Origin of the sequence: Streptomyces vastus, from assembly GCF_039532825.1 — a bacterium.
GTDB lineage: Bacteria > Actinomycetota > Actinomycetes > Streptomycetales > Streptomycetaceae > Streptomyces > Streptomyces vastus.
This window is the reverse complement of sequence record NZ_BAAASJ010000019.1, coordinates 51304-73943: the sequence shown is the minus strand read 5'-3', so window position 1 is coordinate 73943 and position 22640 is coordinate 51304. Positions and strand designations below refer to the sequence as shown.

Sequence of the window (22640 nt, the reverse complement as noted above, 5' to 3'; positions counted from 1 at the left end):
TTATCGGCCGTTGAACAGCTCTCGGCCGTCAGTCGGTCTTTCTGCGCCGGTCAGTTCCTGGCCGCGCGTCCGACCGCCTCCACGAGCGGCAGCAGCCGGTGCGGCACGCGCTCGCGCAGCGCCACCTCCGTACGCGTGCGGACGACGGCCGGCAGGCTGATCAGCGCCTGGATCACATCCTCCAGATGGGCGTTGTCGCGAGCGACGACCCGCGTCAGAAGGTCACCGCCGCCGGTGATGGAGAACGCCTCGACGATCTCCGGTACGGCGGCCAGGGCATCGCCCACCTCGTCGAGATGTCCCTGCGTGACCTCGATGTGAACGAAGGCCAGCACGGGGTGGCCGAGCGCGGCGGGGGAGAGCGAGGGGCCCGTGCCGGTGATCACGCCGTCCCGTTCCATCCGGTCGAGCCGGGCCTGGAGCGTGCCGCGGGCGATACCGAGGGTGCGGGCGTATTCGCGGACGCTGGTGCGGGGCTGCTCCAGGAGCAGTCGCAGGATGCGGGTGTCGAGTTCGTCGACGGCCATGGTCCGTTGGCCTCCCTGCGGTCTTGACTGATCGCTCACGACTGTACCAATGGCCCAGCCGATCAGGAGCCTGTTGAGCCAGTACCCGTCTCTTGCTTACCTTGGCGGTATACATGGCGTCGCGAAGCGCCGGACGGCAAGGAAGCCGGATCCGGACCCGCGGCGCCTTTCCCATGTGAAGAGATGCGAAGCGGGGGGCGGGCTGCCGACGGTGAAGAAGATGTTCATGGCTCCGGATCCGGGCCTGGTACGGCTGCGGGTCTCGCTGCGGGCGGTGCTCGGCGTCAGCCTCGCGGTGACCGCCTGCGAACTCGCCGGGCTCTCGCTGCCCGCCTCGATCACCGGCGGGCTCGCTGCGCTTCTCGCGCTGTTCACGGTCGGCGATGCGACCGTGCGCCGCCAGGTGGCCACCACGGCTCTGCTGCCCGTAGTCGGCTTCCCCGTGCTCGCCCTCGCGACCGTGCTGCACTCGGTGCCGGCCGTGCGGGACGCGGTCTGGCTCGCCGTGGTGTTCTGCGGTGTGTACGCCCGTCGCTGGGGGCCGCGCGGGCACGCGCTCGGCATCTTCGCGTTCATGACCTTCTTCATCACGCAGTTCCTGCACGCCGTGCCCGGCCAACTGCCGCAGCTGTACGCCGCGGTGGCGCTGTCCCTGGCCGCCTCCTCGGCCGTGCGCTTCGGCGCGTGGTGCATCGAGCGACGTACTCCGCCGCCTTCGGTTCCCGCCCCGCTCGGCGGTCGCGGGCTCGCCCGGCCGACCACCCGGCAGGCTTTCCAGACGACGGCCGCCTGCGCCTTCGCGATGGCGGCGGGCCAGTTCCTGTCGCACGAGCGCTGGTACTGGGCCGTCGGCACCGCCTGGTGGATCTTCGTCAACACGGCCTCGCGCGGCGAGACGCTGGTACGCGGCTTCCGGCGCCTCGTCGGCACGGTCACCGGAATCGCGGCCGGCCTGCTGATCGCCGTACCGCTGCACGGTGCGCCCACGCCCACGGCAGTGATCGTCGCCGTGTGCGTGTGGGGCATCTTCTACACCGCGGCGCTCTCGTACAGCTGGATGATGTTCTTCGTCACCGTCATGGCGGGCCTGCTGTACGGGCTCCTCGGCGTGCTGCATCCCGGGCTGCTGGGGCTGCGTCTCGCGGAGACCGCGGCCGGTGCGCTCGGTGCCGCCCTCGCAGTCGCGCTGATCCTGCCGGTCACCACACACGCGGTGACCGATCGCTGGGTGGCCCGGGCCGTGCACGCCGTACACGACTGCACGTCGGCGGCGGCCCGGCGCCTTGCCGGTGACCCGGGCGCCGATCCCGCGCCGCCGGCCGCGGAGCTGGAGGCGCTGCTCGGACGCGTGCGGTTCGCGCTCGCCCCGCTGGTCCACCCGCTCAACCCGATGCGGGCTCGCAAGGCCAGGGCCTGTCAGGTGCTCGCCCTCCTCGACGACTGCGCCCGCGAGCTGCGCGGTCTCGCGGCCGTCGCCGCCGACCCCGCCGCCTCGCACGACGCCCGCCTCACCGCCGCCTGCCGACGCGTCGAGGCGACCATCGAGGTTCTGGTCGGTGCGGTGCCGGAGCGTGCCGTGCCGTCGGCCGCGGGCGTGTCGGGCGCGGGGGTTCCGGGTACTGGTGTGCCGGGTCACGACCCGGGAGCCGAGCAGGCCCTCGCCCACCTCCATGGCTTGGAGCGGGCGCTCGCCGCGCTGGCCACACCGCTGCGGAACTCCTCGACGGCGAGGGCGTGAACACGAACCACGCTGTCGCACAAGCGGCCCCGCCTTGGTCCAGACCTTTGATCGTCTGCTGCTACCGTCGCCCCGACAGCGCGGCACCGAGAGGGGACGGCAGTGGCAGACGGCGGCAGGCGGGAACGGCGGGCGTTCATCGGCTCGTTCACGGCGGCGGGAGGGCACGGTGTGCTCACCGCGGCCCTCGACGAGGACAGCGGCGCGCTGATAGTCCTGAGCAGCGTGGACGGCGTCCCCGACCCCTCGTACCTCGCCCTGTCGCCCGCCGGGGACATGCTCTACGCGGTCAGAGAGACGGCCGAGGGCGCGGTGGCCGCGTACCGCGTCAAAGGTGACAAGCCGGAACTCGCGGGCCCGCCGGTCCCGGTCGACGGCAGCGGACCCACCCACCTCTGCGTGCACGCCGGACACGTACTGACCGCCAACTACGGCTCCGGCAGCGTCAGTGCCGTACCCCTCCGCGCCGACGGCAGCCTGGAGGGAGCCGCGTCCGGTGTGCTCCAGCACTCCGGTTCGGGCCCGCACAGCCCGCGCCAGCAGGGCCCGCACGCCCACCAGGTGCAGCCCGACCCGAGCGGCCGGTGGGCCGTGAGCGTCGACCTGGGCACGGACTCCGTACGGGTGTGCGCGCTGCGGGACGGGACGCTCGAGGTGCACCGCGAGATCGCGCTGCGTCCCGGGTCGGGGCCCCGCCACCTCGCGTTCCATCCGGACGGCGAGCACGCGTACGTGGTCAACGAACTCGCGCCCACCGTCACCGTCTGCCGCTGGGACGCCGCCGACGGCTCCCTGCGGCCGGTCGGCGAGACGCCGGTGCTGCCGGTCGCCCCGGACGGCGACGCGTATCCCTCGGGCATCGTTGTGTCGCCCGACGGACGCTTCGTGTGGACCGCCACCCGGGGCCAGGACGTCCTCTCCGTGCTCGCGGCCGACGCGGACGAGCTTCGCCCCGTCATCACGGTGCCCTGCGGCGGCAACTGGCCGCGCGCACTCGCCCTCGACCCCTCGGGGCGCTTCCTGTACGTGGCCAACGAACGCTCCGGCGACGTGACCTGGTTCGCGCTCGACCCGGACACCGGCATCCCGCGCCGCGGCGGCTCGATCGAGGCGCCTGCGGCGTCGTGCGTGGTGTTCGACTAGCAACCAGCCCGTACGACGGCGGACACGACGAAGGGCCCGTTCCTGTGAGAGGAGCGGGCCCTTCGTCGTACGGGAGGGTGTGTGCCGGCGTCAGCGAACCGGCGCGCCCTGCGGCTGCTGCGGGGCGATGCCCAGTGCCGTCGTGTACTTGGAGAGCGCGAGCTTGCCGATCGCCGGGTAGGCGCCGAGCCCCTCGGCGGCGGAGCAACCCGCCTCCTTCGCCGCTGCGTCGAGCAGCGTCGAGTCGAGCTCGGGGCCGATCAGGTACGGCGCGAGCGCCAGCTGCTGCGAGCCCGAAGAACGCAGCTGCTCGGCGGTGGACGCGATCGCGCCCTCCTCGTCGAGCGCCGCCGCCATCACCGGCACGGCGAGCCGGGCGGCGAGCAGCATGCCGGTGATCCCGGCCGCCTGCACGGCCTCCTCGCCGCCCACGGACGCCAGGATGATGCCGTCCGCGGCGGTCGCCACGGTGAACAGGCGGGCGCGGTCGGCACGCGCCAGACCCGCCTCGGACAGACGTACATGCAGCGCCTCGGCGAGCAGCGGGTGCGGGCCCAGCACATCGGTCAGCTCGGCCGCGACACGGCTCTCCATGACGGCCTGGCGGATTCGGCGCAGCAGCGCGTTGTCCGGACCGGCGAGCAGCGGCACGACGACGGCGACGGGGCCCTCCGGCTCCCTGACGTCGACACCGGCGGCGCGGGCCTGCTCGAAGCGGGCCGTGCGCTCCTCGGCGGCGTGCACCAGCACCGACTGAAGCGTGGGGAACTCCGAGTCGTCACCGTCGAGGTACCCGATCCGGGCGTCGAGGCCGGGCAGCTCGGAGCGTGCGATGCTCACGACCTCGTCGGCAAGGCTGCGCACGGCACCGCTGGGCGTGCCGGGCACCGCGAGGACGAGCGCGGGCGCGCCCTCGGGAGCCGCCAGCGGCTCCGGACGGCGGTGCCGCCCGGGCTGGCGGGGTCGCGGCATTCGTACTGGCAGGCCGGACGCGGGCCCAGTGGGGGAGCTCATGGCGCCGCATGTTACTGGTTTCTTGGGCTCCCCTGTTCGGGGAGGGTGCAGGTGAACGGTATACGTCCACTTTTGTCTGATGAGTTACGTGCGGATTGATCTCTTTGCGTACGTACGGATCAAGGCGCGGGGGACTTGGGTGCGTGGGCCTCGGGCGCGGGGGGCTCCCCGATCACGTACAGCATGTCCTCCTCGCGCGGCAGCGTCAGCCGGTCCTCGGCCAGGTCGACGGCGATGCGTACGGCGCCGGCCAGCGGATCGCCTCCGGCCGCAACCTGCCGCGCGTACGGCAGCCGGTCCGTCAGCGCGGCACGCAGGGGTACGAGCAGGGGAGCGCCCATCTTGAACAGTCCACCCGTAAGAGCGACTTGGACCTCGCCGGAGACCTCGCCGCCGGCGGGGCAGACCGCGCGGGCCGCGTCGGCGATGTGCCGGGCGGCCTCGGCCAGGATGTCCGCGGCCACCGGGTCGCCGTCGGCGCAGGCCGCCACCTCGGGTGCGAAGGACGCCAGCATGGCGGGGCGGTCGGTGCGCGGGTAGAGCTGCCCAGGCCAGGTGCCGGCCGGGCCGAACATCGCCTCGCCGCGCGCCAGGAGCGGGGCCGAGCCCCCCGACCGTCCGTCGTGCGCGCGCAGGGCCGCGTCGAGTCCGGCTCGCCCGATCCACGCTCCGCTGCCGTTGTCGCCCAGCAGATGGCCCCAGCCGTCCGCTTTGCGCCAGCTCGTCAGATCCGTGCCGATCGCGATCAGTCCGGTGCCGGCCGCCACCACCGCACCCGGTCGCTGCCCCAGCGCGCCCACATACGCGGTGACCCCGTCGGCGGCCAACGCGAGGTTGCGCACACCGAGTTCGCGGGCCAGCGCGGACGGCAGGTCGGCGCGCAAGGAGTCACCCAGAGAGGTGTAACCCGCCGCCCCTACGGTGACGGCGCGAAGCGTGGCGATCCCCGCGTCCGCCATCAACTGCCGGGCCATCGGCACCAGTTGCTCCACCAGGTGCCCGGCGTCGATGCCGCGCGCTCCTGTGCGCACCGGCTCCCCGGATTCCAGCGGAGCCGTGCCCCGGCCTTCCTGGCCAACCTTGAGCGCCAGTACGGCCCGCAGTCCCGAACCTCCGGAGTCCACACCCAGAACGCCCGACATCTCGCCGGGACCGGTCACGGCAGCCGCCAGTCCACGGGTTCCCCGCCCTGACGGACCAGCAGGTCGTTGGCCCGGCTGAACGGGCGCGAACCGAAGAAGCCCCGGTCCGCCGACATCGGTGACGGATGCGCCGACTCCACCGACGGCAGGTCACCGAGAAGCGGCCGGAGGTTACGGGCGTCGCGCCCCCACAGGACGGACACCAGCGGCCGGCCGCGCCCGGCCAGCGCCCGTATCGCCTGCTCCGTGACCTCTTCCCAGCCCTTGCCCCGGTGCGCGGCCGGACGGCGCGGGGCTGTGGTGAGCGCTCTGTTGAGCAGCAGCACGCCCTGCTCGGCCCAGGGCGTCAGGTCGCCGTTGGACGGCTGCGGCAGCCCCAAGTCGCTGCTGAGCTCCCGGTAGATGTTGATGAGGCTGCCGGGCAGCGGCCGTACCCCGGGCGCGACCGAGAACGACAGCCCCACCGCATGTCCCGGTGTCGGATACGGGTCCTGGCCGACGATGAGGACCCGGACGTCGTCGAAGGGCTGCTGGAAGGCACGGAGCACATTCGGTCCGGCCGGGAGGTAGGTGCGTCCCGCGGCGATCTCCGCGCGCAGGAAGTCACCCATCTCGGCGATCCGTCCGGCCACGGGTTCCAGGGCCTTGGCCCAGCCCGCTTCTACGATTTCATGCAAGGGTCGTGGTGCCACGGCGTCACCCTACTGCCGTGCGGGCGGACCCGATCAACCGGTGGCCGAGGAACGACCAAGAGTGATACGTCCGTTGACGGCGAGAGGGCGCAGGGGCTCCCCTTGTGACTGCTAACTGCCAACTGCCGGGCCTCAGTCGATCACCGCCGCGCGCACGCAGAGCACATCCGGCAGATGCGACGCCAACTGCCGCCAGCTGTCCCCGTCGTCGGCCGATGCGAACACCTCTCCGTTGCGGTTGCCGAAGTAGACGCCCGCCGGGTCCGCGCCGTCCGTGCACATCGCGTCGCGCAGCACCGTGCCGTAGTGGTCCTCCTGCGGCAGTCCCGCCGAGAGCGCCTCCCAGGTCTTGCCCGCGTCCGCCGTGCGGAAGACCCGGCATCGGCGCTCGGCCGGGACCCGGTCCGCGTCGGCGTTGATCGGGAACAGATACGCCGTGTCCCCGCGGTGCGGGTGGGTGGCCGCGGCGAAGCCGAACGTGGACGGCAGGCCCTCGCCGATGTCCGTCCAGTGCGCGCCCGCGTCGTCGCTGCGGTAGACACCCCAGTGGTTCTGCAGATACAGCCGGTCCGGCGTCACAGCGTCCTGTGCGATCTTGTGCACGCACTGGCCGAACTCCGGGTTCGGATCGGGCAGGAACACCGCGGAGACACCGGAGTTGGAGGGCGCCCAGCTCTCACCGCCGTCCGTCGTACGAAAGACACCGGCCGTGGAGACGGCGACCGTCACCGCCCTCGGGTCGCGCGCGTCCGTGATGACCGTGTGCAGGCCCTCTCCGCCGCCGCCGGGCACCCACTGCGAGCGCGTCGGGTGCTCCCACAGCGGGCGGACGAGTTCGAAGGTCTCCCCGCGGTCCTCGGAGCGGTACAACGCGGCCGGTTCCGTGCCCGCGTACACCACATCCGGCTCGGCCGCCGCCGGATGCAGCTGCCACACCCGCTCCAGCGAAGCCCCCGTGTCCTCGGGGAACTTGACCGCGGGCTTGGCCGGTTCGGTCCAGGTGCGGCCCAGGTCGTCGGAGTGGAACACGGACGGGCCCCAGTGCGCGCTGTCCCCGCCGACGAGAAGCCGCGGCACATCACCGCGGGTGTCGATGGCGATCGAGTAGACGGCCTGCGCGTTGAAGTACGGACTGTCGTCGAACTCCCAGGCGCCGCCGCGCCGTCGCCCGATGAACAGGCCTTTCCGCGTGCCTACGGTGAGCAGTACGTCGGCCATGCCGACCACCTCCGGACGTCGTTGTCAGCAGACACGGGTCAGTCTGCACCCAGGCACTGACAATCACCTCTGGACGCGCCATCCGGGCAGCTCAGAGGGCACTTCGGCGACCAACGGCGATGTGGGGCTCGTCTCCCCGTGAGCATCGGGGCGATCGCTCGCGTATGGGAGGGAGGGGGCTGGTGTGTCGGTGAGGAGATTGGGGCGTTCGATGGCGGCATTCCGTGGTCAGAGGGTGTGGCTGTGGCGATGGCGGCGCAACCCGCTGCGGCGCCGCAGCGATGAACTGGAGTGCTGGCTCCTGCTCGCCACCTGGACCCTGGTGCTGGTCACCGGTCTGCTCGCCGGACTGGCGACGGCGCACGCGGTCGAGAGCAGCCTCGCCCAGCAGCGCGCCGAGTGGCATCCGGTCCTCGCCCTGACCAGTGAGAACACGCCCGCCGCAAGCACTTCCGCGGCCAGCCACGAACGCATCTGGGCCGAGGTGCGCTGGACCGCGGCCGACGGTTCGCCGCACACCGGCCAGGCGCGAGTCGAGCCCGGCAGCACGGCCGGTACCCCCGTCGTCGTGTGGACCGACCGCGACGGCCGCCTTGTCACCAAGCCCGCCAGCGCGCACCAGGCCGGACTGCGGGCCGGACTGTCCGGGGTACTGGTGGGGGCGAGTGCCGCCGCCGTGCCCCTCGGCGGCGGACGGCTGTTGCGCAGGCGTCTGGACCGGCGGCGTATGGAGCAGTGGGACGCCGAGTGGGAGAAGTTCGGCCCTCAGTGGGGGTGGAAGACGGGCTGAGCCGAGGGGCCGGGTCGAACCGGCCCGGTGCCGTCGCGGAACCGTACGGCCGCCGGCCGGTGCCATTGCGGACCGTACGGCGGGTGGTCAGACAGACCGGTGGTACTGGTCCGGTACGTGCACTTCGCTCCCGAGTTCGCGCGCCGCGTGCCGGGCCCAAGAAGGGTTGCGCAGCAGCTCCCGGCCCAGCAGCACCGCATCCGCCTCACCATTGGCCAGGATCTTCTCGGCCTGCTCGACATCGGTGATGAGGCCGACGGCGGCGACGGGCATGGACGTCTCGTTCTTCACGCGGGCCGCGAAGGGAACCTGGTAGCCCGGGCCGACGGGAATGCGGACACCAGAGGCGTTGCCGCCGCTGGAGACGTCGAGCAGATCGACGCCATGGGCGGTCAGTTCGGCGGCGAAGCGGACCGTGTCGTCGGCCGTCCAGCCGTTCCCCTCCAGCCAGTCGGTGGCCGAGATGCGGAAGAACAAGGGCTTGTCGTCCGGCCATACGGCCCGTACGGCGTCGACCACTTCGAGGGCCAGGCGCGTGCGGTTCTCGTACGAGCCGCCGTACGCGTCCGTGCGCCGGTTGGAGTGCGGGGAGAGGAACTCACCGATCAAGTAGCCGTGCGCACCGTGGATTTCGACGATCTCGAAGCCGGCGGCGAGGGCACGGCGCGCGGCGTCGACGAACTGGCCGACGACCTCCCGGATCTCCTCGACCGTGAGCTCGGTCGGCACCGGGTGCTTCTCGTCGAAGGCGATCGGGCTGGGCCCGAGCGGCTGCCAGCCGTGGGCGTCGGGGCCGACCGGAGCACCGCCCTTCCAGGGGCGGTCGGTCGAGGCCTTGCGGCCGGCGTGCGCGAGCTGCACGGCCGGAACGGTGCCCTGCCCCTTGAGGAAGCGGGTGATCCGCCGGAAGGCCTCGGTCTGTGTGTCGTTCCAGATGCCGAGGTCGTACGGAGAGATCCGGCCCTCGGCGCTGACGGCCGTTGCCTCGACGACGATCAGGCCCGTGCCGCCGGTGGCGCGCGCTGCGTAGTGGGCAAAGTGCCAGTCGTTCGGGGCGCCCATGTCCGGGCCCTCGGGCGCGGCGGAGTACTGGCACATCGGGGGCATCCAGACCCGGTTCGGGATGGTCAGATCGCGCAGGGTGTAGGGCTCGAAGAGCGCGCTCACGGCGGACTCCATTCGTTACGGGGCCGGGTTACGACTCGTACGATAGGCATCGTAGTACGGGAGATGTCAAACTACGAGAGATCTCGTACAATGAAATCCTCCGGAGCGATGGAGCACCCAGAAGCCTCGGAGGCCGCCGGAACCTCCGGACCAGAAGGCCCGAGCACTCTGAGCACAAGGACTGGAGCCGCCGTGACGACCGCCGCCCCCACCAGCAGCAGCCGTGAACTCCCGCACCCCACGCGCGAGGAGATCCGGCTGGAACCCGTGCTGCACGCGCTCTCCGACCCGATGCGGCTCCAGGTCGTACGAGAGCTCGCCGCCGACGGCGACGAGCTCTCCTGTTCGCATTTCGATCTGCCCGTCACCAAGTCCACGACCACGCACCACTTCCGGGTGCTGCGCGAGAGCGGAGTGATCCGGCAGGTCTACCGGGGCACCGCCAAGATGAACGGGCTGCGCCGGGACGACCTAGACGATCTCTTCCCGGGACTTGTCGACAGCGTCCTGACCGCCGCCGCCCGCCAGGCCGTCCGTCTCGGGGGCAGCTGAACCGCCCTTCGAGGGAAGGTGGTTGAAGAGCAGGTTCAGCACGATCGCCGTCAGGCAGCCCGCGCTGATCCCGCTGTTCATCACCGTCTGGAACCAGTCCGGGAACTTCTCGTAGACCGTCGGCACCCCGACCGGCAGCATCCCCACGGCGACCGAGACGGCCACGACCGTCAGGTTGTCGTTGCCCTTGAAGTCCACCTGCGCCAGCGTCCGCAGACCGCTCGCGGCGACCGTCCCGAACATCACCAGGCCCGCGCCGCCGAGCACCGGTGCCGGGATCGCCGCGACCACCGCACCCAGCTTGGGCAGCAGGCCGAGCAGAACGAGCATGCCGCCGGCCGCCGCCACGACCCAGCGGCTACGGACCCGCGTCATGCCGACGAGGCCGACATTCTGCGCGTAGGCCGTGTACGGGAAGGTGTTGAAGACACCGCCGAGCACCGTGGACAGGCCGTCGGCGCGCAGACCGTCGGCGAGCGGGCGAGGCTCGACCTTCCGTCCCGTCATCTCGCCGACGGCGATGAAGTCCCCCGTTGTCTCGGTCATGGTTACCAGGGCTACGACCAGCATCGACGCGATCGCCGACGCCTCGAAGGTGGGCGCGCCGAAGTGGAACGGCGTACTGATCCCCAGCCAGTCCGCGTCCCCGACCCCGCCGAAGTCCGTGAAACCGAAGGGCACCGCGACGGCGAGGCCCACGGCGATGCCGATCAGTACCGCGATGCGGCGCAGGAACACCGGGGCGAACCGCTGCACGGCCAGCACCACCGCGAGCACGAAGGCAGCCAGCGCCACGTTCTTCGGCTCGCCGAAGTCCTCCGCGCCCACGCCGCCGGCCGCCCAGTTGCCCGCCACCGGCAGCAGTGAGAGTCCGATGATCAGGATCACCGTGCCGGTGACCAGCGGCGGGAAGAACCGCAGCAGTTTTCCGAAGACCGGTGCCAGCAGAATGATCGCGAGTCCGGCGACGATCACCGACCCGTAGATCGCGGGCAGTCCGCCGCCGCCCGTGCCGATCAGCACCATCGGCGACACGGCCGCGAAGGTGCAGCCCTGCATGATCGGCAGCCGCACCCCGAAGCGCCAGAAGCCGACGCACTGGATGAGCGTCGCGACACCGCACAGCAGCAGGTCGGCCGTGATCAGGTATGCCATGTCCGCGGGCGACAGCTTCATCGCACTGCCCACGATCAGCGGGACGGCCACGGCGCCGGCGTACATCGCGAGCACGTGCTGCAGCCCGAAGGCGGCGAGTTGGCGGACGGGTGGGACCTCGTCCACGGGGTGCACTGGGCGTGCGGGGGTGGTGGTTGGCATGGGTACTCCAGGAGCGGCGGGGAGCGGGGACTGTTCGTGACCGTAGAGGGCTTAAACAGTTTGTTGATTTCCTGCCTGTTGCCACCAGGTGTCATGCCCAAGCGCCTGCGACTCGGCTACGCGGGAGGGGCCGTATGGAATCCGCGGGTCGGCTGTGGCTGGTCGCGCCCACGCGGCGGAGCCGCAAGATTGATACAGCCCCGCCGCCCCTACGGGGCGCTCGCTGCCCGGGCCGCTTCCATCAGTGAGTGCCAGTCGGGCAGCTTCACCACGCTCCGCCCGAGCGAAGCCCCCAGCTCCGCCTCTGCCCGCTCGATCGCCAGCCAGCCCGACCACTCGACCGGCCGCAGGCCCTCCGCATGGAGTGCCGCCAGCGGATCCTCTGGCACCTCACGCTGTACGAGTCCGGGGGCGTCCTCCAGCAGTGAGGTCACCGTCTCCTTCGCGCAGGGACGGTTGGTGCCGATGACGCCCGTCGGGCCCCGCTTGATCCACCCGGCCACGTACTCGCCCGGCGCCACCGAGCCGTCGCGCAGCACCCGTCCGGCGAGATGGGGCACCGTGCCGTGCTCCGCGTCGAACGGCAGGCCCTCGAGCGGTACTCCGCGATAGCCGACCGAGCGCAGGACCAGCTGCGCCTCCACGTCCTCGTACTGGCCTGTGCCCGTCACACCGCCGTGCCCGTCCGGCGCCGTCCGCTCGAAGCGCACCGCGCCCACGCGTTCCCCGTCGGGGAGGAACTCGACCGGGCGAAGGAAGAAGCGCAGCCGGATCCGCCGGGAACCGCCACGCGGTGGCTGTGTGGCCCAGCCGCGCAGCACCTCCACGTTGCGGCGCTGGGCGGCGGGGAGCGCGGAGGGGTCTGCGTACGCCGGATCGAGCGCCAACTCCTCGGGGTCCACGATCACTTCGGTGTCGGGCAGCGCGCCCAGCTCCCGTAGCTCCTTGGTGGTGAAGCGGGCCTGCGACGGGCCGCGCCGGCCCACCATCTGGATGTCCTGCACCTGGCTGTGGGCCAGCGCGGCGAGTGCTCCCTGCGGCATGTCCGTGGGGCTCAGCTCCGCAGCGCCGCGGGCCAGCATCCGGGTCACGTCCACCGCCACGTTCCCCACTCCGATGACGACGGCCGCACGCGCGCCGAGCACGAAGCCGTCGGCGATGGCATCCGGATGCGCGCTGTACCAGGAAACGAACTCGGTCGCCGACCAGCTGCCCGGCAGGTCCTCGCCGGGTACTCCGAGATGCCGGTCGGTGGCGGCTCCCACGCAGTAGACGACCGCGTGGTACAGCTCCCGCAGCCGGGCGGCCGGCAGTCCGTGCGGGCCGACCTCGATGCCGCCCAGGAACCGCACCCGCTCGTGCTCCAGGACCGTACGCAGATTGTTCTGCAGTGACTTGATCTTCTCGTGGTCGGGCGCCACGCCGTACCGCACCAGTCCGTACGGGCATGGCAGCCGGTCCAGGACGTCCACGCGGACCTCCGGCACCTGGCTCTGCTGGACGAGACTCTGCGCGGCGTAGACCCCACTCGGCCCCGAACCGACCACGGCGACATGCAGCACGGCGGAACTCCCTCCCGGCAGGAGAACGAGGAGATCGCTGCTCCTTCCAGAATCGCACCGACCCGCCCCCCACGGGAGGCCAGGAACGCGTCACTACGCCACTTGAGTGCACCACCACGCGGCCGGCATGACCCACTCCGAAGGCGCGCGCCACCGGCGCCCGTCACCTCGCCGGGCGCCGCCTACACCGGGCCGAGTCGTCAGGGTCAGGGCATGTCCCTCATCTTGTTGATCTCTGTCGTCTGCTGGGCGATCACGTCGTCGGCCATTTCGCCGATCTGGACGTTGTTGCCCTGCGCGAGCACATCCGTGGCCATGGTGACGGCGCCGTCGTGATGGGTGATCATCAGCTTGAGGAACAGTTCGTCGAAGGCCTTGCCCTCCGCCGCGCGCAACTTCTTCAGCTGGGCCTCGGTCGCCATGCCCGGCATCGCCTCATGGTTGTGCCCCTGGCCCTTCTTCTCGCCGCCGTGAGCCTGCTGCCAGCCCTTCATGGCCTCGATCTCCGGCCCCTGCGCGGCCGCGATCCGCTCGGCGAGGCGCTTCACCTGGGTCGACTCGGCGCGTTTCGGGGCGAGTTCGGTCATGTCCAGGGCCTGGGTGTGATGCTCGATCATCATCCGCGCGTAGGCGAAGTCCGCCGAGTTGGGGGAGTCGTCAGGCCGCCGCTTCTCGGCGTCCTCGGCGGAGAGCGTCTCAGCCGCCTCGCCCGGTTTCCCCGGGGCGATCACCGAAGGACCCTTGTCCGACGCGGACTTGGGCTCGTCGTCCGAACCGGTGCAGCCGGCGAGCGTGAGCACGGCGACCGTCACGGAGGCGGTGACCACGTGACGGTACGTAAGACGAATGAGCACAGCGGCCTCCTGTGGCACATGAAGTGGCGGACACCTTGTGGGTGTTGAGAACCGTCCTACCCGTTGCCGATCGTCAATGACGCGTTGCCGTTCGTGAATGATCAGAAGCATTCGTTAAGGCTGTATTGCGCCCTGTTGTTCTGAGCATGATGAAGACGATACTGCGGTGGTGCCTTAACCGTTCAACTGCGAACGGCTACAAGGGAGGACGCAGTGACCCTGTTGAACAACCACCGAACACGGCGCAGACGCCTGGGAGTTGTCGCCACCGCGGCCGGACTCCTGGCCGCGCTGCTCACGGCCGGTCCGGCGGTCGCCACCCCGGACCCGGGGGACACGCCGGCCACCCCGGACAAGGTCTCCAAGAGCACGGCGGCCGAGGTCAGGGAAGCGATCGAGAGCGGCGACATACCCGGCAAGGACGAGATCGTCCACTCGGACAACATCACCCACCTCGGCAACATCCCCAAGGACGCCCTGCCCGGCACCAACTCGGATCTGGCCTTCCAGGGCAAGTACGCGTACGCCGGCAACTACGACGGCTTCCGCGTCTTCGACATCAGCAACCCGAAGGCCCCGAAGACGGTCGCCCAGGTGCTCTGCCCCGGCTCGCAGAACGACATCTCCGTCTCCGGCAACCTGCTCTTCCTCTCCACCGACTCCTCGCGCAGCGACAACTCCTGCAACAGCACCTCGCAGCCCGCGACGGAGAAGTCCTCGTGGGAGGGCATGAAGATCTTCGACATCAGCGACAAGCGCAACCCCAAGTACGTCGCCGCCGTCGAGACCGCCTGCGGCTCGCACACGCACACGCTGGTGCCCGAGCGCCGGAACGTCTACGTGTACGTCTCCTCGTACTCGCCCAGCGCCACCTTCCCGGACTGCCAGCCGCCGCACGACGGCATCTCGGTCATCAAGGTGCCGCGCAAGGCGCCCCAGAAGGCGGCGGTCGTCGGCTTCCCGGTGATCTTCCCGGGTGAGGGTCCCGACGGTGGCGGCAACCCGGGCTCGCCCACCAACCCGGGTGTCTCCAAGACCACCGGCTGCCACGACATCACCGTGCTGCCCTCCAAGGACCTCGCGGCAGGCGCCTGCATGGGCGACGGCATCCTGTTCTCCATCAAGGACCCGGAGAAACCGAAGGTCATCGACCAGGTCCAGGACAACGTGAACTTCGCGTTCTGGCACTCGGCGACCTTCAACCAGAAGGCGAACAAGGTCGTCTTCACCGACGAGCTGGGCGGCGGTGGCGCAGCCACCTGCAACGCGGCCATCGGACCCAACCGCGGCGCCGACGGCATCTACGACATCGTCGGCAAGGGCGACAAGGGCAAGCTCGTCTTCAAGAGCTACTACAAGATCCCGCGCCACCAGGCGGACACCGAGAACTGCGTGGCCCACAACGGCTCGCTGATCCCGGTCAAGGGCAAGGACATCATGGTCCAGGCCTGGTACCAGGGCGGCGTCTCCGTCTGGGACTTCACCAACTCCTCGAAGCCCAAGGAGATCGCCTACTTCGAGCGCGGTCCGATCTCCACCGACACCCTCGTCGGCGGCGGCGCGTGGTCGGCGTACTACTACAACGGCCACATCTACTCGAACGACATGGTGAAGGGCTTCGACGTCCTGAAGATCAGCGACCGGCGCACGGACCCGGCGAGGTGGATTCGGATGTCCGAGCTGAACGTGCAGACACAGCCGGACTACTTCGACTGGCGAGGCTGACCAGCCTGGCCGGCCAGGCCTGCCGCGTCGGCTTCGCTGTCCTGGGGCGAGAAAAACCGTGACAGGTTCTCGCCGGAAGTCCCGCCGGGCGCCTCGGCGTCCGGCGGGACACCCAGCTCCCAGTCGAGCCGGTAGCGCTTGAACAGCTCCGCCCGCAGGGGCGCCAGAGGCATCGGGACGCCCGGCACCAGGGCCGCGAACACCGAGCCCATCAGCAGCGCCCGCAGCATCGGATAGTCGGTGGCGGGATCCGCCGAACCGTACCGGGTGACGGTGTCCCTGAGCAGTTCCGCCAGGCGTTGCTGCTCCGGGCACTGCACGAACCCCTCGGCCTGCAGGATGCCCGCCATGTGCTGGCGCATCAGCACGGGATGGTCCCGGGCAAGGCCCAGGATCGCGTCGATGGCGCGCGCCATGCGTTCCCGGCCGTCCTCGGTGCGCGGCTCGCGCTCCAGCGCCTCCTGGAGCGTGCAGGCCATCAGCCGGTGGACAGCCGACTGTACGAGCTGCCGCTTGCCCGGGAAGTAGTACGAGACGAGTCCGCGCGCGGAGCCCGCGCGGTCCGCGATGTCGCCAAGTGTTGTCGCCTCGTAACCATGCGCGCTGACCAGCTCAAGTGCCGCCTGCAGCAGCCTTTCCCGGGATCGCCGCCGCAACTCTTCATTGACCGAGCGGCTACGGGGGGACATCCTGTAACTCCTGGGTTGACTGGCTGCCAGCCAACTATACTCAGCGGGTCCATGGCGGCCCCTTCCCAGGGGTCCCTTGGGGCTGCCGTCCGCCTGGGCGACGCGGGGGATCGTCCAGGCGGACGGGAAATTCAGCCGCTCAGCCGACCAGCTCCAGGACCGGGCGGAGCCCGTCCGGACGCTGCGAAACCGGCAGATGGTCGACGAAGTGCACCCCACAGCCCAGCACCGCCGCGCCGCCGTCCGCGCGGCGGTCGTCGCCCACCATCAGTGCATCCCGCGGATCGACACCGAGCGCGTCGCAGGCGGTCGCGAACAGGCGTGGGTCCGGCTTCTGGATGCCGTGTTCGTACGACAGGACGTATGCGCCCACGTACGGGTCGAGGCCGTGCTCACGGAAGACGGGCCGCAGATCCCAGCCGATGTTGCTGACCACACCGACCGCCACACCGCGCTCACGCAGCGCGCCCAGCACCTCGGCCGTGTCGGGGTACGGGCGCCAGGCGGCCGGTGTCATATGGCGTTCGTACAGCGCGTCGTGCAGGGCGGGATCAGGCAGCGGCACCTGACGTGAGAGGCCGGTGTACGCGGCCCGGTGCAGCTCGGCGCTCTTGTCGCGGATCTCCCACAGGGGCGCGAGTTCATCGGGGATCGGCCCCAAGGGGAAGGATCCGCCCGGCAGCGCGCCCACTGTGTCCAGGTCCCGGGCCGCCCGGATCAACTCGGACTCGGGGAAGGAGACCTCGGCCTCGGCCAGCACCGCGCGCAGCCAGCACTCGGTGGATTCGATACGGAAGAGCGTTCCGGAGAAGTCGAATAAGACAGCAGCCACGCGCTGGACCCTACCGGTGTTCCTGTCCGGCGAGTGGCCGCTGTGGCGCATCGGTCGAAGGCGTCGGCCACCGCTCGTACACCACCACCGTGAGCGCGACGGTCAGGGCGCCGAGCAGCCAGCCGCCGAGCACGTCCGTCGGCCAGTGCACGCCCGTCCACACGCGGGTGAGGCCCACGCCGATGACGGAGACCGCCGCGACGGTGAGGGCGATACGCCACAGGACGCGCCCGGCGCCGTACAGGTGCAGGAGCCAGAGCAACAGGCCGCAGACCACCGCCGCCGTCATGGCGTGGCCGGACGGGAAGGCGGCGTAATGGGCCGAGTCCACAGGGTCCGGCCACACGGGGCGCTCCCGGCCGACCGCGGCCTTCATGCCCTGCTGAAGCAGCGTGCCGAGCAGGGTGACGGCTCCCAGCCAGAGTGCGGGCCGCCAGGCCGAGCGGCGGGTGATCAGCCAGAGCACGGTCGCGGTGGCCAGGGCACGCATGGTCCAGGGGTCCCACACCCAGTCCGTCAGAATGCGAGCCGTCTGCGTGACGTCGGGCTCGTCGACCGCCCACTCGTGCGTCGTACGCGCGATGTCGCTGTCCAGGTCCATGAGCGGGTCCCAGGAGAGGGTGATCAGCGCGATCAGCAGCACGGAGGGAACGGCGAGGGCCACCGCGGCGCGGACGGCGGCTGTGGGGGCCGCTGTGCGGGGTGGCGAGTCGAGGGTGGGGGAGTGCATGTATTGATCCTCGCCGACCGGTGGGGCGGAAGGCCAACTCCGGTGCGTACATCCTCTTGTGCGCTTGGTTAGCCCAGCGCCCGCAGCCCCGGCACGAACGCCACCAGCAGTGGAATCACCGGCACCAGCGCCGCGGACGCCGTGAGCCGCAGCCGGTGGACGGGCGGAAGGCGGTCCGGAGGAGTGAGCAGGCGGTTGACGCGCTGCGGGACGTGGGCCTGCGGTGTGGGGCAGGGGCCGAACACACCCCGGTCCTCGTTCAGTTCCACCAGCGCGAGGGCGGTCGTCAGCCGGCCGAAGCGGCGGGACGCCATGTCGTCGGCGGCGAGCTCGACCAGCCGGTGCATCTCGTCGCGGAACGCCGCGAACACGGGTACCTGCGGAAAGCCGTTCGCCAGCGCTGCCGAGGAGTGCAGCAGCCAGTCGTGCCGGGCCCGCGCGTGCCCCTGCTCATGCGCGAGCACGGCGTCCAGCTGGCTCCCCTTGAGGCGGCGCAACGCGGCGGTGGTGATGACGAGTTGGGGCGCCGCCCCGGGCAGCCACCAGGCATCCGGACGCTCGCCCTCCAGCACGACGAGCCGGTCGCCGGCGGGCTCCTCGCCGGGCAACAGCGGGGCACGTACGCGGAGTTCGGCCCGCTCGCGGCGGCGTCGCCCACGGGCCCGTACGATCTCGCGGACCAGCATCGCCGCGCTCCACACGCCGCCACAGGCGAGCGCCACGGCGGTCGCCGCGGCCCAGGGGCTCGCTTCGGCGAGCGCGTAGGCGTCCACGACGTCGTGCGGGGCGGGGGCGAACACATGACCGCGCACCGCCTGCCAGGCGGCAGCCGCGCTGAGGGTCATCGAGAGCACGCAGCACAGCAGGATTGCCACGACCACGCACTGCCACACCCACAGGGCGACCACCGGTTCGCGGTCCGCCCAGCTGGCTCGGGCGAGCAGCCGCGGAGCCAGGACGGCGGCCAGGGCGCCGAGCAGCAGCAGTGCCGCGGGGACCATCATGAGAGCAAGCCTATTTGCGCGGTGTCGCCGAAGGATACGGGCTGCCGGGCCAAGTGACACAGACCACGATCTCGTACAGCCCCGGCCTGCACGTCACATGGTGAGCAGCATCGCCAGCATCCCGATACCCATCGAGAGCCGGCAGGCCCGCGCCAGCTCCGGGCGATCGGCCAGTCCGGCCGTGCGGGCGGCTCGAGCGCCTCCGTTGACCCCCTCGGGTCCGGCGACGGTGACCGGCACCAGGCGCGTGCCGGTCCACAGCACATACCCGGTGAAGTACGCGAGGAGCGCCCCCGTCAGCACCGGCGGCCCGGAGTGCGCCCCGCCTGCCATCACCGCCGCCATGTAGACCATCGCGGACGCGCCCACGAGGTGGTGAAGGTGATGCCGGTCGCCCCGCGCCGTCCACAGGGCCTGCAGCGCGGCTGTACCGAACACGGCCGCACAGGCGAGCCAGGCCCAGCGCGGGGGCGTCAGTACGGCGGCGGGCACGGCCATCGCGGCCATGCCGAATCCCATGAGGGCCTCACCGCCCGCCGTGCGCCGCTGCTCCTCGACGGAACTGCGCATCCGCAGCAGACAGCAGGCCCCGGTCGCCGCGCACAACGCTACGAGCAGCCAGAGCGCCGACACCGGTCCGTGCACCGCGCACCTCCCCGATCGACGGTGTTTCGGACAGCCCGGTCGAAGAGATGCCCCGGCCTGCTCGCGTGCACGCGAGCGCAGGGATGTGTACGGGGAGCGTGCGGGGGTGCACCTGCCTCGGGAGCGGGTGCTGCGCGCCGGGCAGGCCGGACACCGTACGCTCGCAGCGACGGTACGACGGCAGGGACTGCGGGCACTCGGGGGCGCACAGGCATGACGACAGTGAACGGGCGGACGATAGCGGGGGACACCGTCGCGGCGGTGGTACGGCAGTGGCGGACGGTCCGTCCCGACCTCGACACCCGACCCATAGAGATCATCGGCCGCATCAACCGTTGTGCCGCCCTGCTCCAGCAGGCGGAGGACGCCCCGCTGCGCCATGCCGGTCTCACCCGCCCCGAGTACGAGCTGCTGGCCGCCCTGCGCCGCACCGGCCGTGAGCTGACCCCCAGTGAGCTGGCCCGGGAGACCTTCTCCTCCGGCGCCGCCGTCACCAAGCGGCTCAAGCAGCTGACCGGGCGCGGCCTCGTCGAGCGCCGCGGCGACAGCCGTGACCGGCGCGTCGCCCATCTGCGTCTCACGGACGCCGGACGCGAACTCGTCGACGAAATCCTCCCCGAACAACTCGCGTACGAGACGGCCGTCCTGTCCGGGGTCGACTCATCGAAGCAAGGCGAACTCGGCGCGCTTCTCGGGGAGTTGCTGGGTCGGCTCGAAGAGCGGCTGGCCGCGCCGCAGGTCTGAGCGCTCCCGTCGCGTCAGAAACTTTTTGGTTACCGACCGTTGACATGAGAGCTATGTCACTCCTACGTTCAGGCACGCCGGTTCGGTGATCCGGCTGACGTGCGAAATGTCGAACAGCTCTGGGTGTGGGGGAGGTGTGTCCGCGATGTCGAACCGGTTCGACGAGGTGGCCGAAAGCAGCCGCACCTCGGTGCAGGCAGGCGGCGGCACCCCTGCGCCCACAGGCAGCCGCATACCCGTGAACAGCGGCAGCCCCACACCCGTCAACATCGGCGAGATCGCCCGCCTCGCCGGTGTCTCGCGCAGCACGGTCTCGTACGCCCTGAGCGGCAAGCGGCCGATCTCGGAACGGACCCGGCTGCGCATCCAGCAGGTCATCGACGAACACGGCTTCCAGCCCAACGCCAGCGCCCGCGCCCTGGCCCACGGCCGCACCCAGACCATCGGCGTGGTGTTCCCGCCGGCCGGACGGCGCTACACCGACATGCAGCTCGACTTCCTCAGTGCGGTGATCGACGCCGCCGCCGCGCACGACCACGACGTACTGCTGTCCCGCAGCGGTGAGGGCTGGGACGAGGCCTTCGACCGGCTGGTGGGCCAACGCCGCGTGGACGGCGCGATCCTGATGGAGATACGCGTCCAGGACTCGCGGGTGGACCGGCTCCTCGGCACCGGGTTCCCCTTCGTCACCATGGGGCGGACCGCGGACCCCGACGCCCTGTCCTGGGTCGACATGGACTGGACGGAACTCACCGCCCGCTGCGTACGGCATCTCGCCGAGCTCGGTCACCGGAGGCTCGCCCTGGTGAACCGGCCGCGGGAGCTGTTCGCCGTGGGCTACGAGGCGGCGCACCGAGCCGTCGACGGCTTCCGGGTGGCCGTCGACGAGCTGGGGCTGACCGGCGAGATCCACCACTGCGGGGACGACGCGGCCTCCGGCGAGGCGGTCGTGCAGGAACTCCTCGACCACGACCCGCTGACGACCGGGCTCGTCGTGCTCAACGAGGCGGCGCTCGTGGGCTTGTACCGCGGGCTCGACCGGGCCGGACTGTCCGTGCCCGGCGATGTCTCGGTGACCGGCGTCGTCGGCGCCCGCTGGGCCGAGACGGTCACCCCGATGATGACCGGCTTCGACAACTCGTCGGACGTCATGGGCCGGCTCGCCGTGGACCTCCTGCTGGCACGGCTGGAGGGCTCCTCGACGGCGAAGCCCCGGCAGCACCTGCTCACCCCCGAACTCACGGTCCGCGCGAGCACCGGCCCCGCGCAGACGCGCAGTTGATCCACGCACCCTCTGGGAGACGCACATGTCGAACCGGTTCGACCGCCGCTCGTTCATGCGGATATCGGGCTCTGGAGTTCTCGCCGCGGGCCTGGCCGGCCCGCTCACCGCCTGCGGCGGCTCGGAGAGCGGCTCGTCCGGCTCCAACGAGCTCGTCTGGTGGGACTACCTCGTCGAGGAGGCCCGTCAGCCCGGGATGAAGGCCCTCATCGCCGACATCGAGAAGCAGGTCGGCGTGAAGATCACCCGACGGACCTTCCCTTTCGCCGAGTTGGAGCCCGCGATCATCAAGGGCGCCGCCTCCGGGGACCTGCCGGACATCGCGATCATCGACAACACCTCGATGAACTCCTTCGTCCCGCAGGGACTCCTCACCGACCTCACCGGCCGCGTGAAGAAGTGGGGCCAGTCGAAGGCGTACTACGAGGGCCCGTGGAACAGCGGCGTCATCGACGGCAAGACGTACTCCGTACCGAACAACTCCAACTGCCTCTGCCTGTACTACAACACCGAGATGCTCGAGGCCGCGGGCGTCGAGCCCCCGAAGACCTGGGACGAGCTCGCCGAGGCGGCGAAGAAGCTCACCAAGGGTGACACGTTCGGGTTCGCCATGAGTGCGATCAAGACCGAGGAGGGCGTCTTCCAGTTCGAGCCCTTCCTCTGGTCCACCGGCGGTGACCTGGACACCTTCGGCACCGACGGCGCCAAGGCGCTCGGGTTCCTCAAGGAGTTGGTGGACGCGGGTTCGCTGTCGAAGCAGTGCGTGGGCTGGACGCAGCAGGACGCCAACAACCAGTTCGTGTCGGGCCGTGCGGCCATGCAGATCAACGGGCCCTGGCAACTGCCCGCCCTGCAGGACCAGACGAAGGTCAAGTGGGGTGTCGTACCGATTCCCGTCGACAAGGAGCCGGCGAGCTGCCTCGGCGGTGAGAACTGGGTGATCCTCAAGACCAGCGGCAAGGCCGACCAGTGCTGGGAGGCCATCGTGCGCAGCCAGGAGAAGACGGTCCTGGCCAAGTACCTCGACGGGCTCGGCCTGTTGCCCGCCCGCTCCGACATGGCCGATGCGGGCAAGTGGGCCACCGACCCCACTCTGAAGGTCTTCGTGCAGGAGTTCGCCAACGCCCGCCCCCGCTCCTACGGCCCGAACTACCCGCAGTTGTCGCAGGCGATGGCCGAGGCCCTCCAGGCGTCCCTCACGGGCAGCTCCAGCCCGCAGGCCGCCGCGCGGAAGGCCGCGTCCGCCATCACGCCCAAGCTGCAGAAGTAAGGC

General features: G+C 70.9%; 22 protein-coding genes. 8 read left to right on the top strand and 14 right to left on the bottom strand.

Annotation, left to right across the window (positions count from 1 at the left end; translation table 11 throughout):
* Positions 1-50 precede the first annotated feature (50 nt).
* Positions 51-527, bottom strand: a complete 477-nt coding sequence (locus ABD357_RS07735) for an Lrp/AsnC family transcriptional regulator (protein ID WP_344388495.1) — start codon at positions 525-527, stop codon at positions 51-53.
* A gap of 220 nt (positions 528-747) precedes the next feature.
* Between ABD357_RS07735 and ABD357_RS07730 the strand changes: the two genes are divergently transcribed.
* Both ABD357_RS07730 and ABD357_RS07725 read left to right on the top strand, forming a co-directional pair.
* Positions 748-2265: an FUSC family protein gene (locus ABD357_RS07730; RefSeq protein WP_344388494.1), complete on the top strand. Its 1518-nt coding sequence runs from the start codon at positions 748-750 to the stop codon at positions 2263-2265.
* Positions 2266-2367: 102 nt separating this feature from the next.
* A complete protein-coding gene (locus tag ABD357_RS07725; RefSeq protein ID WP_344388493.1) occupies positions 2368-3408 on the top strand; it encodes a lactonase family protein in 1041 nt (346 codons plus the stop codon).
* A 90-nt stretch (positions 3409-3498) separates the two neighbouring features.
* Here the strand turns inward: ABD357_RS07725 and ABD357_RS07720 are convergent, their stop codons facing one another.
* From ABD357_RS07720 to ABD357_RS07705, 4 genes are all read right to left on the bottom strand, one after another.
* Positions 3499-4422 carry a sirohydrochlorin chelatase gene (locus ABD357_RS07720; protein ID WP_344388492.1) on the bottom strand — a complete coding sequence of 308 codons (924 nt, stop codon included), beginning with the start codon at positions 4420-4422 and terminating at the stop codon, positions 3499-3501.
* Positions 4423-4541: 119 nt separating this feature from the next.
* Entirely contained in the window at positions 4542-5564 is a 1023-nt protein-coding gene (locus ABD357_RS07715) for an N-acetylglucosamine kinase (RefSeq protein ID WP_344388622.1), read from the bottom strand.
* Positions 5565-5578: 14 nt separating this feature from the next.
* Complete coding sequence (locus ABD357_RS07710; RefSeq protein WP_344388491.1) at positions 5579-6256, bottom strand: uracil-DNA glycosylase; 678 nt, start codon at positions 6254-6256, stop codon at positions 5579-5581.
* A 132-nt stretch (positions 6257-6388) separates the two neighbouring features.
* On the bottom strand, positions 6389-7474 hold the full coding sequence (locus tag ABD357_RS07705; RefSeq protein ID WP_344388490.1) for a WD40/YVTN/BNR-like repeat-containing protein: 1086 nt from the start codon (positions 7472-7474) through the stop codon (positions 6389-6391).
* Between the two features lie 211 nt (positions 7475-7685).
* On the opposite strand from ABD357_RS07705, the gene ABD357_RS07700 reads away from it, so the two are divergent.
* Complete coding sequence (locus ABD357_RS07700; protein ID WP_344388489.1) at positions 7686-8264, top strand: Rv1733c family protein; 579 nt, start codon at positions 7686-7688, stop codon at positions 8262-8264.
* Between the two features lie 87 nt (positions 8265-8351).
* Here ABD357_RS07700 and ABD357_RS07695 read toward each other — a convergent pair whose 3' ends face one another.
* The gene (locus tag ABD357_RS07695) at positions 8352-9431 is read right to left on the bottom strand and encodes an NADH:flavin oxidoreductase/NADH oxidase (RefSeq protein WP_344388488.1); all 1080 of its coding nucleotides are present in this window, start codon (positions 9429-9431) and stop codon (positions 8352-8354) included.
* Between the two features lie 192 nt (positions 9432-9623).
* Here ABD357_RS07695 and ABD357_RS07690 point away from each other — a divergent pair, with 192 nt between their 5' ends.
* Positions 9624-9983: an ArsR/SmtB family transcription factor gene (locus ABD357_RS07690; protein ID WP_344388487.1), complete on the top strand. Its 360-nt coding sequence runs from the start codon at positions 9624-9626 to the stop codon at positions 9981-9983.
* On the opposite strand, the gene ABD357_RS07685 is transcribed toward ABD357_RS07690, so the two are convergent.
* From ABD357_RS07685 to ABD357_RS07675, 3 genes are all read right to left on the bottom strand, one after another.
* Positions 9903-11300 (bottom strand): nucleobase:cation symporter-2 family protein, encoded by a 1398-nt coding sequence (locus ABD357_RS07685; RefSeq protein ID WP_344388486.1) that lies wholly within the window; start codon positions 11298-11300, stop codon positions 9903-9905. The two genes, ABD357_RS07690 and ABD357_RS07685, sit on opposite strands and share 81 nt — an antisense overlap.
* 209 nt (positions 11301-11509) lie before the next feature.
* Positions 11510-12862 (bottom strand): FAD-dependent oxidoreductase, encoded by a 1353-nt coding sequence (locus ABD357_RS07680; RefSeq protein ID WP_344388485.1) that lies wholly within the window; start codon positions 12860-12862, stop codon positions 11510-11512.
* 206 nt (positions 12863-13068) lie between these two features.
* A complete protein-coding gene (locus tag ABD357_RS07675) occupies positions 13069-13716 on the bottom strand; it encodes a DUF305 domain-containing protein (RefSeq protein ID WP_344388484.1) in 648 nt (215 codons plus the stop codon).
* A gap of 213 nt (positions 13717-13929) precedes the next feature.
* Here ABD357_RS07675 and ABD357_RS07670 point away from each other — a divergent pair, with 213 nt between their 5' ends.
* The gene (locus ABD357_RS07670) at positions 13930-15441 is read left to right on the top strand and encodes an LVIVD repeat-containing protein (RefSeq protein ID WP_344388483.1); all 1512 of its coding nucleotides are present in this window, start codon (positions 13930-13932) and stop codon (positions 15439-15441) included.
* Here ABD357_RS07670 and ABD357_RS07665 read toward each other — a convergent pair.
* The 5 genes from ABD357_RS07665 to ABD357_RS07645 form a co-directional block, all read right to left on the bottom strand.
* A complete protein-coding gene (locus tag ABD357_RS07665) occupies positions 15420-16130 on the bottom strand; it encodes a TetR/AcrR family transcriptional regulator (RefSeq protein ID WP_344388482.1) in 711 nt (236 codons plus the stop codon). The genes ABD357_RS07670 and ABD357_RS07665 overlap by 22 nt on opposite strands.
* A 139-nt stretch (positions 16131-16269) precedes the next feature.
* The gene (locus tag ABD357_RS07660; RefSeq protein ID WP_344388480.1) at positions 16270-16962 is read right to left on the bottom strand and encodes an HAD family hydrolase; all 693 of its coding nucleotides are present in this window, start codon (positions 16960-16962) and stop codon (positions 16270-16272) included.
* 10 nt (positions 16963-16972) lie between these two features.
* A complete protein-coding gene (locus tag ABD357_RS07655; protein ID WP_344388478.1) occupies positions 16973-17692 on the bottom strand; it encodes a phosphatase PAP2 family protein in 720 nt (239 codons plus the stop codon).
* A gap of 68 nt (positions 17693-17760) precedes the next feature.
* Complete coding sequence (locus ABD357_RS07650) at positions 17761-18696, bottom strand: M56 family metallopeptidase (protein WP_344388477.1); 936 nt, start codon at positions 18694-18696, stop codon at positions 17761-17763.
* A 93-nt stretch (positions 18697-18789) separates the two neighbouring features.
* Positions 18790-19341 carry a DUF5134 domain-containing protein gene (locus ABD357_RS07645; protein WP_344388476.1) on the bottom strand — a complete coding sequence of 184 codons (552 nt, stop codon included), beginning with the start codon at positions 19339-19341 and terminating at the stop codon, positions 18790-18792.
* Positions 19342-19554: 213 nt separating this feature from the next.
* Here ABD357_RS07645 and ABD357_RS07640 point away from each other — a divergent pair, with 213 nt between their 5' ends.
* The 3 genes from ABD357_RS07640 to ABD357_RS07630 all read left to right on the top strand — a co-directional run bounded on the left by ABD357_RS07640 (position 19555) and on the right by ABD357_RS07630 (position 22637).
* Positions 19555-20085: a MarR family winged helix-turn-helix transcriptional regulator gene (locus tag ABD357_RS07640; RefSeq protein ID WP_344388474.1), complete on the top strand. Its 531-nt coding sequence runs from the start codon at positions 19555-19557 to the stop codon at positions 20083-20085.
* 145 nt (positions 20086-20230) lie between these two features.
* Complete coding sequence (locus ABD357_RS07635; RefSeq protein ID WP_344388473.1) at positions 20231-21367, top strand: LacI family DNA-binding transcriptional regulator; 1137 nt, start codon at positions 20231-20233, stop codon at positions 21365-21367.
* Between the two features lie 25 nt (positions 21368-21392).
* Complete coding sequence (locus ABD357_RS07630) at positions 21393-22637, top strand: sugar ABC transporter substrate-binding protein (protein WP_344388472.1); 1245 nt, start codon at positions 21393-21395, stop codon at positions 22635-22637.
* Positions 22638-22640: the final 3 nt, after the last annotated feature.

Excerpts from the sequence above, each read along its gene's own strand:
- ABD357_RS07705 (WP_344388490.1), bottom strand. The coding sequence starts at position 7,474 with ATGGCCGACGTACTGCTCACCGTAGGCACGCGGAAAGGCCTGTTCATC.
- ABD357_RS07720 (WP_344388492.1), bottom strand. The coding sequence starts at position 4,422 with ATGAGCTCCCCCACTGGGCCCGCGTCCGGCCTGCCAGTACGAATGCCG.
- ABD357_RS07730 (WP_344388494.1), top strand. The coding sequence starts at position 748 with ATGTTCATGGCTCCGGATCCGGGCCTGGTACGGCTGCGGGTCTCGCTG.
- ABD357_RS07715 (WP_344388622.1), bottom strand. The coding sequence starts at position 5,564 with ATGTCGGGCGTTCTGGGTGTGGACTCCGGAGGTTCGGGACTGCGGGCC.
- ABD357_RS07655 (WP_344388478.1), bottom strand. The coding sequence starts at position 17,692 with ATGCACTCCCCCACCCTCGACTCGCCACCCCGCACAGCGGCCCCCACA.
- ABD357_RS07630 (WP_344388472.1), top strand. The coding sequence starts at position 21,393 with ATGTCGAACCGGTTCGACCGCCGCTCGTTCATGCGGATATCGGGCTCT.
- ABD357_RS07685 (WP_344388486.1), bottom strand. The coding sequence starts at position 11,300 with ATGCCAACCACCACCCCCGCACGCCCAGTGCACCCCGTGGACGAGGTC.
- ABD357_RS07650 (WP_344388477.1), bottom strand. The coding sequence starts at position 18,696 with ATGATGGTCCCCGCGGCACTGCTGCTGCTCGGCGCCCTGGCCGCCGTC.
- ABD357_RS07700 (WP_344388489.1), top strand. The coding sequence starts at position 7,686 with ATGGCGGCATTCCGTGGTCAGAGGGTGTGGCTGTGGCGATGGCGGCGC.
- ABD357_RS07640 (WP_344388474.1), top strand. The coding sequence starts at position 19,555 with ATGACGACAGTGAACGGGCGGACGATAGCGGGGGACACCGTCGCGGCG.
- ABD357_RS07735 (WP_344388495.1), bottom strand. The coding sequence starts at position 527 with ATGGCCGTCGACGAACTCGACACCCGCATCCTGCGACTGCTCCTGGAG.
- ABD357_RS07665 (WP_344388482.1), bottom strand. The coding sequence starts at position 16,130 with ATGTCCCCCCGTAGCCGCTCGGTCAATGAAGAGTTGCGGCGGCGATCC.
- ABD357_RS07635 (WP_344388473.1), top strand. The coding sequence starts at position 20,231 with ATGTCGAACCGGTTCGACGAGGTGGCCGAAAGCAGCCGCACCTCGGTG.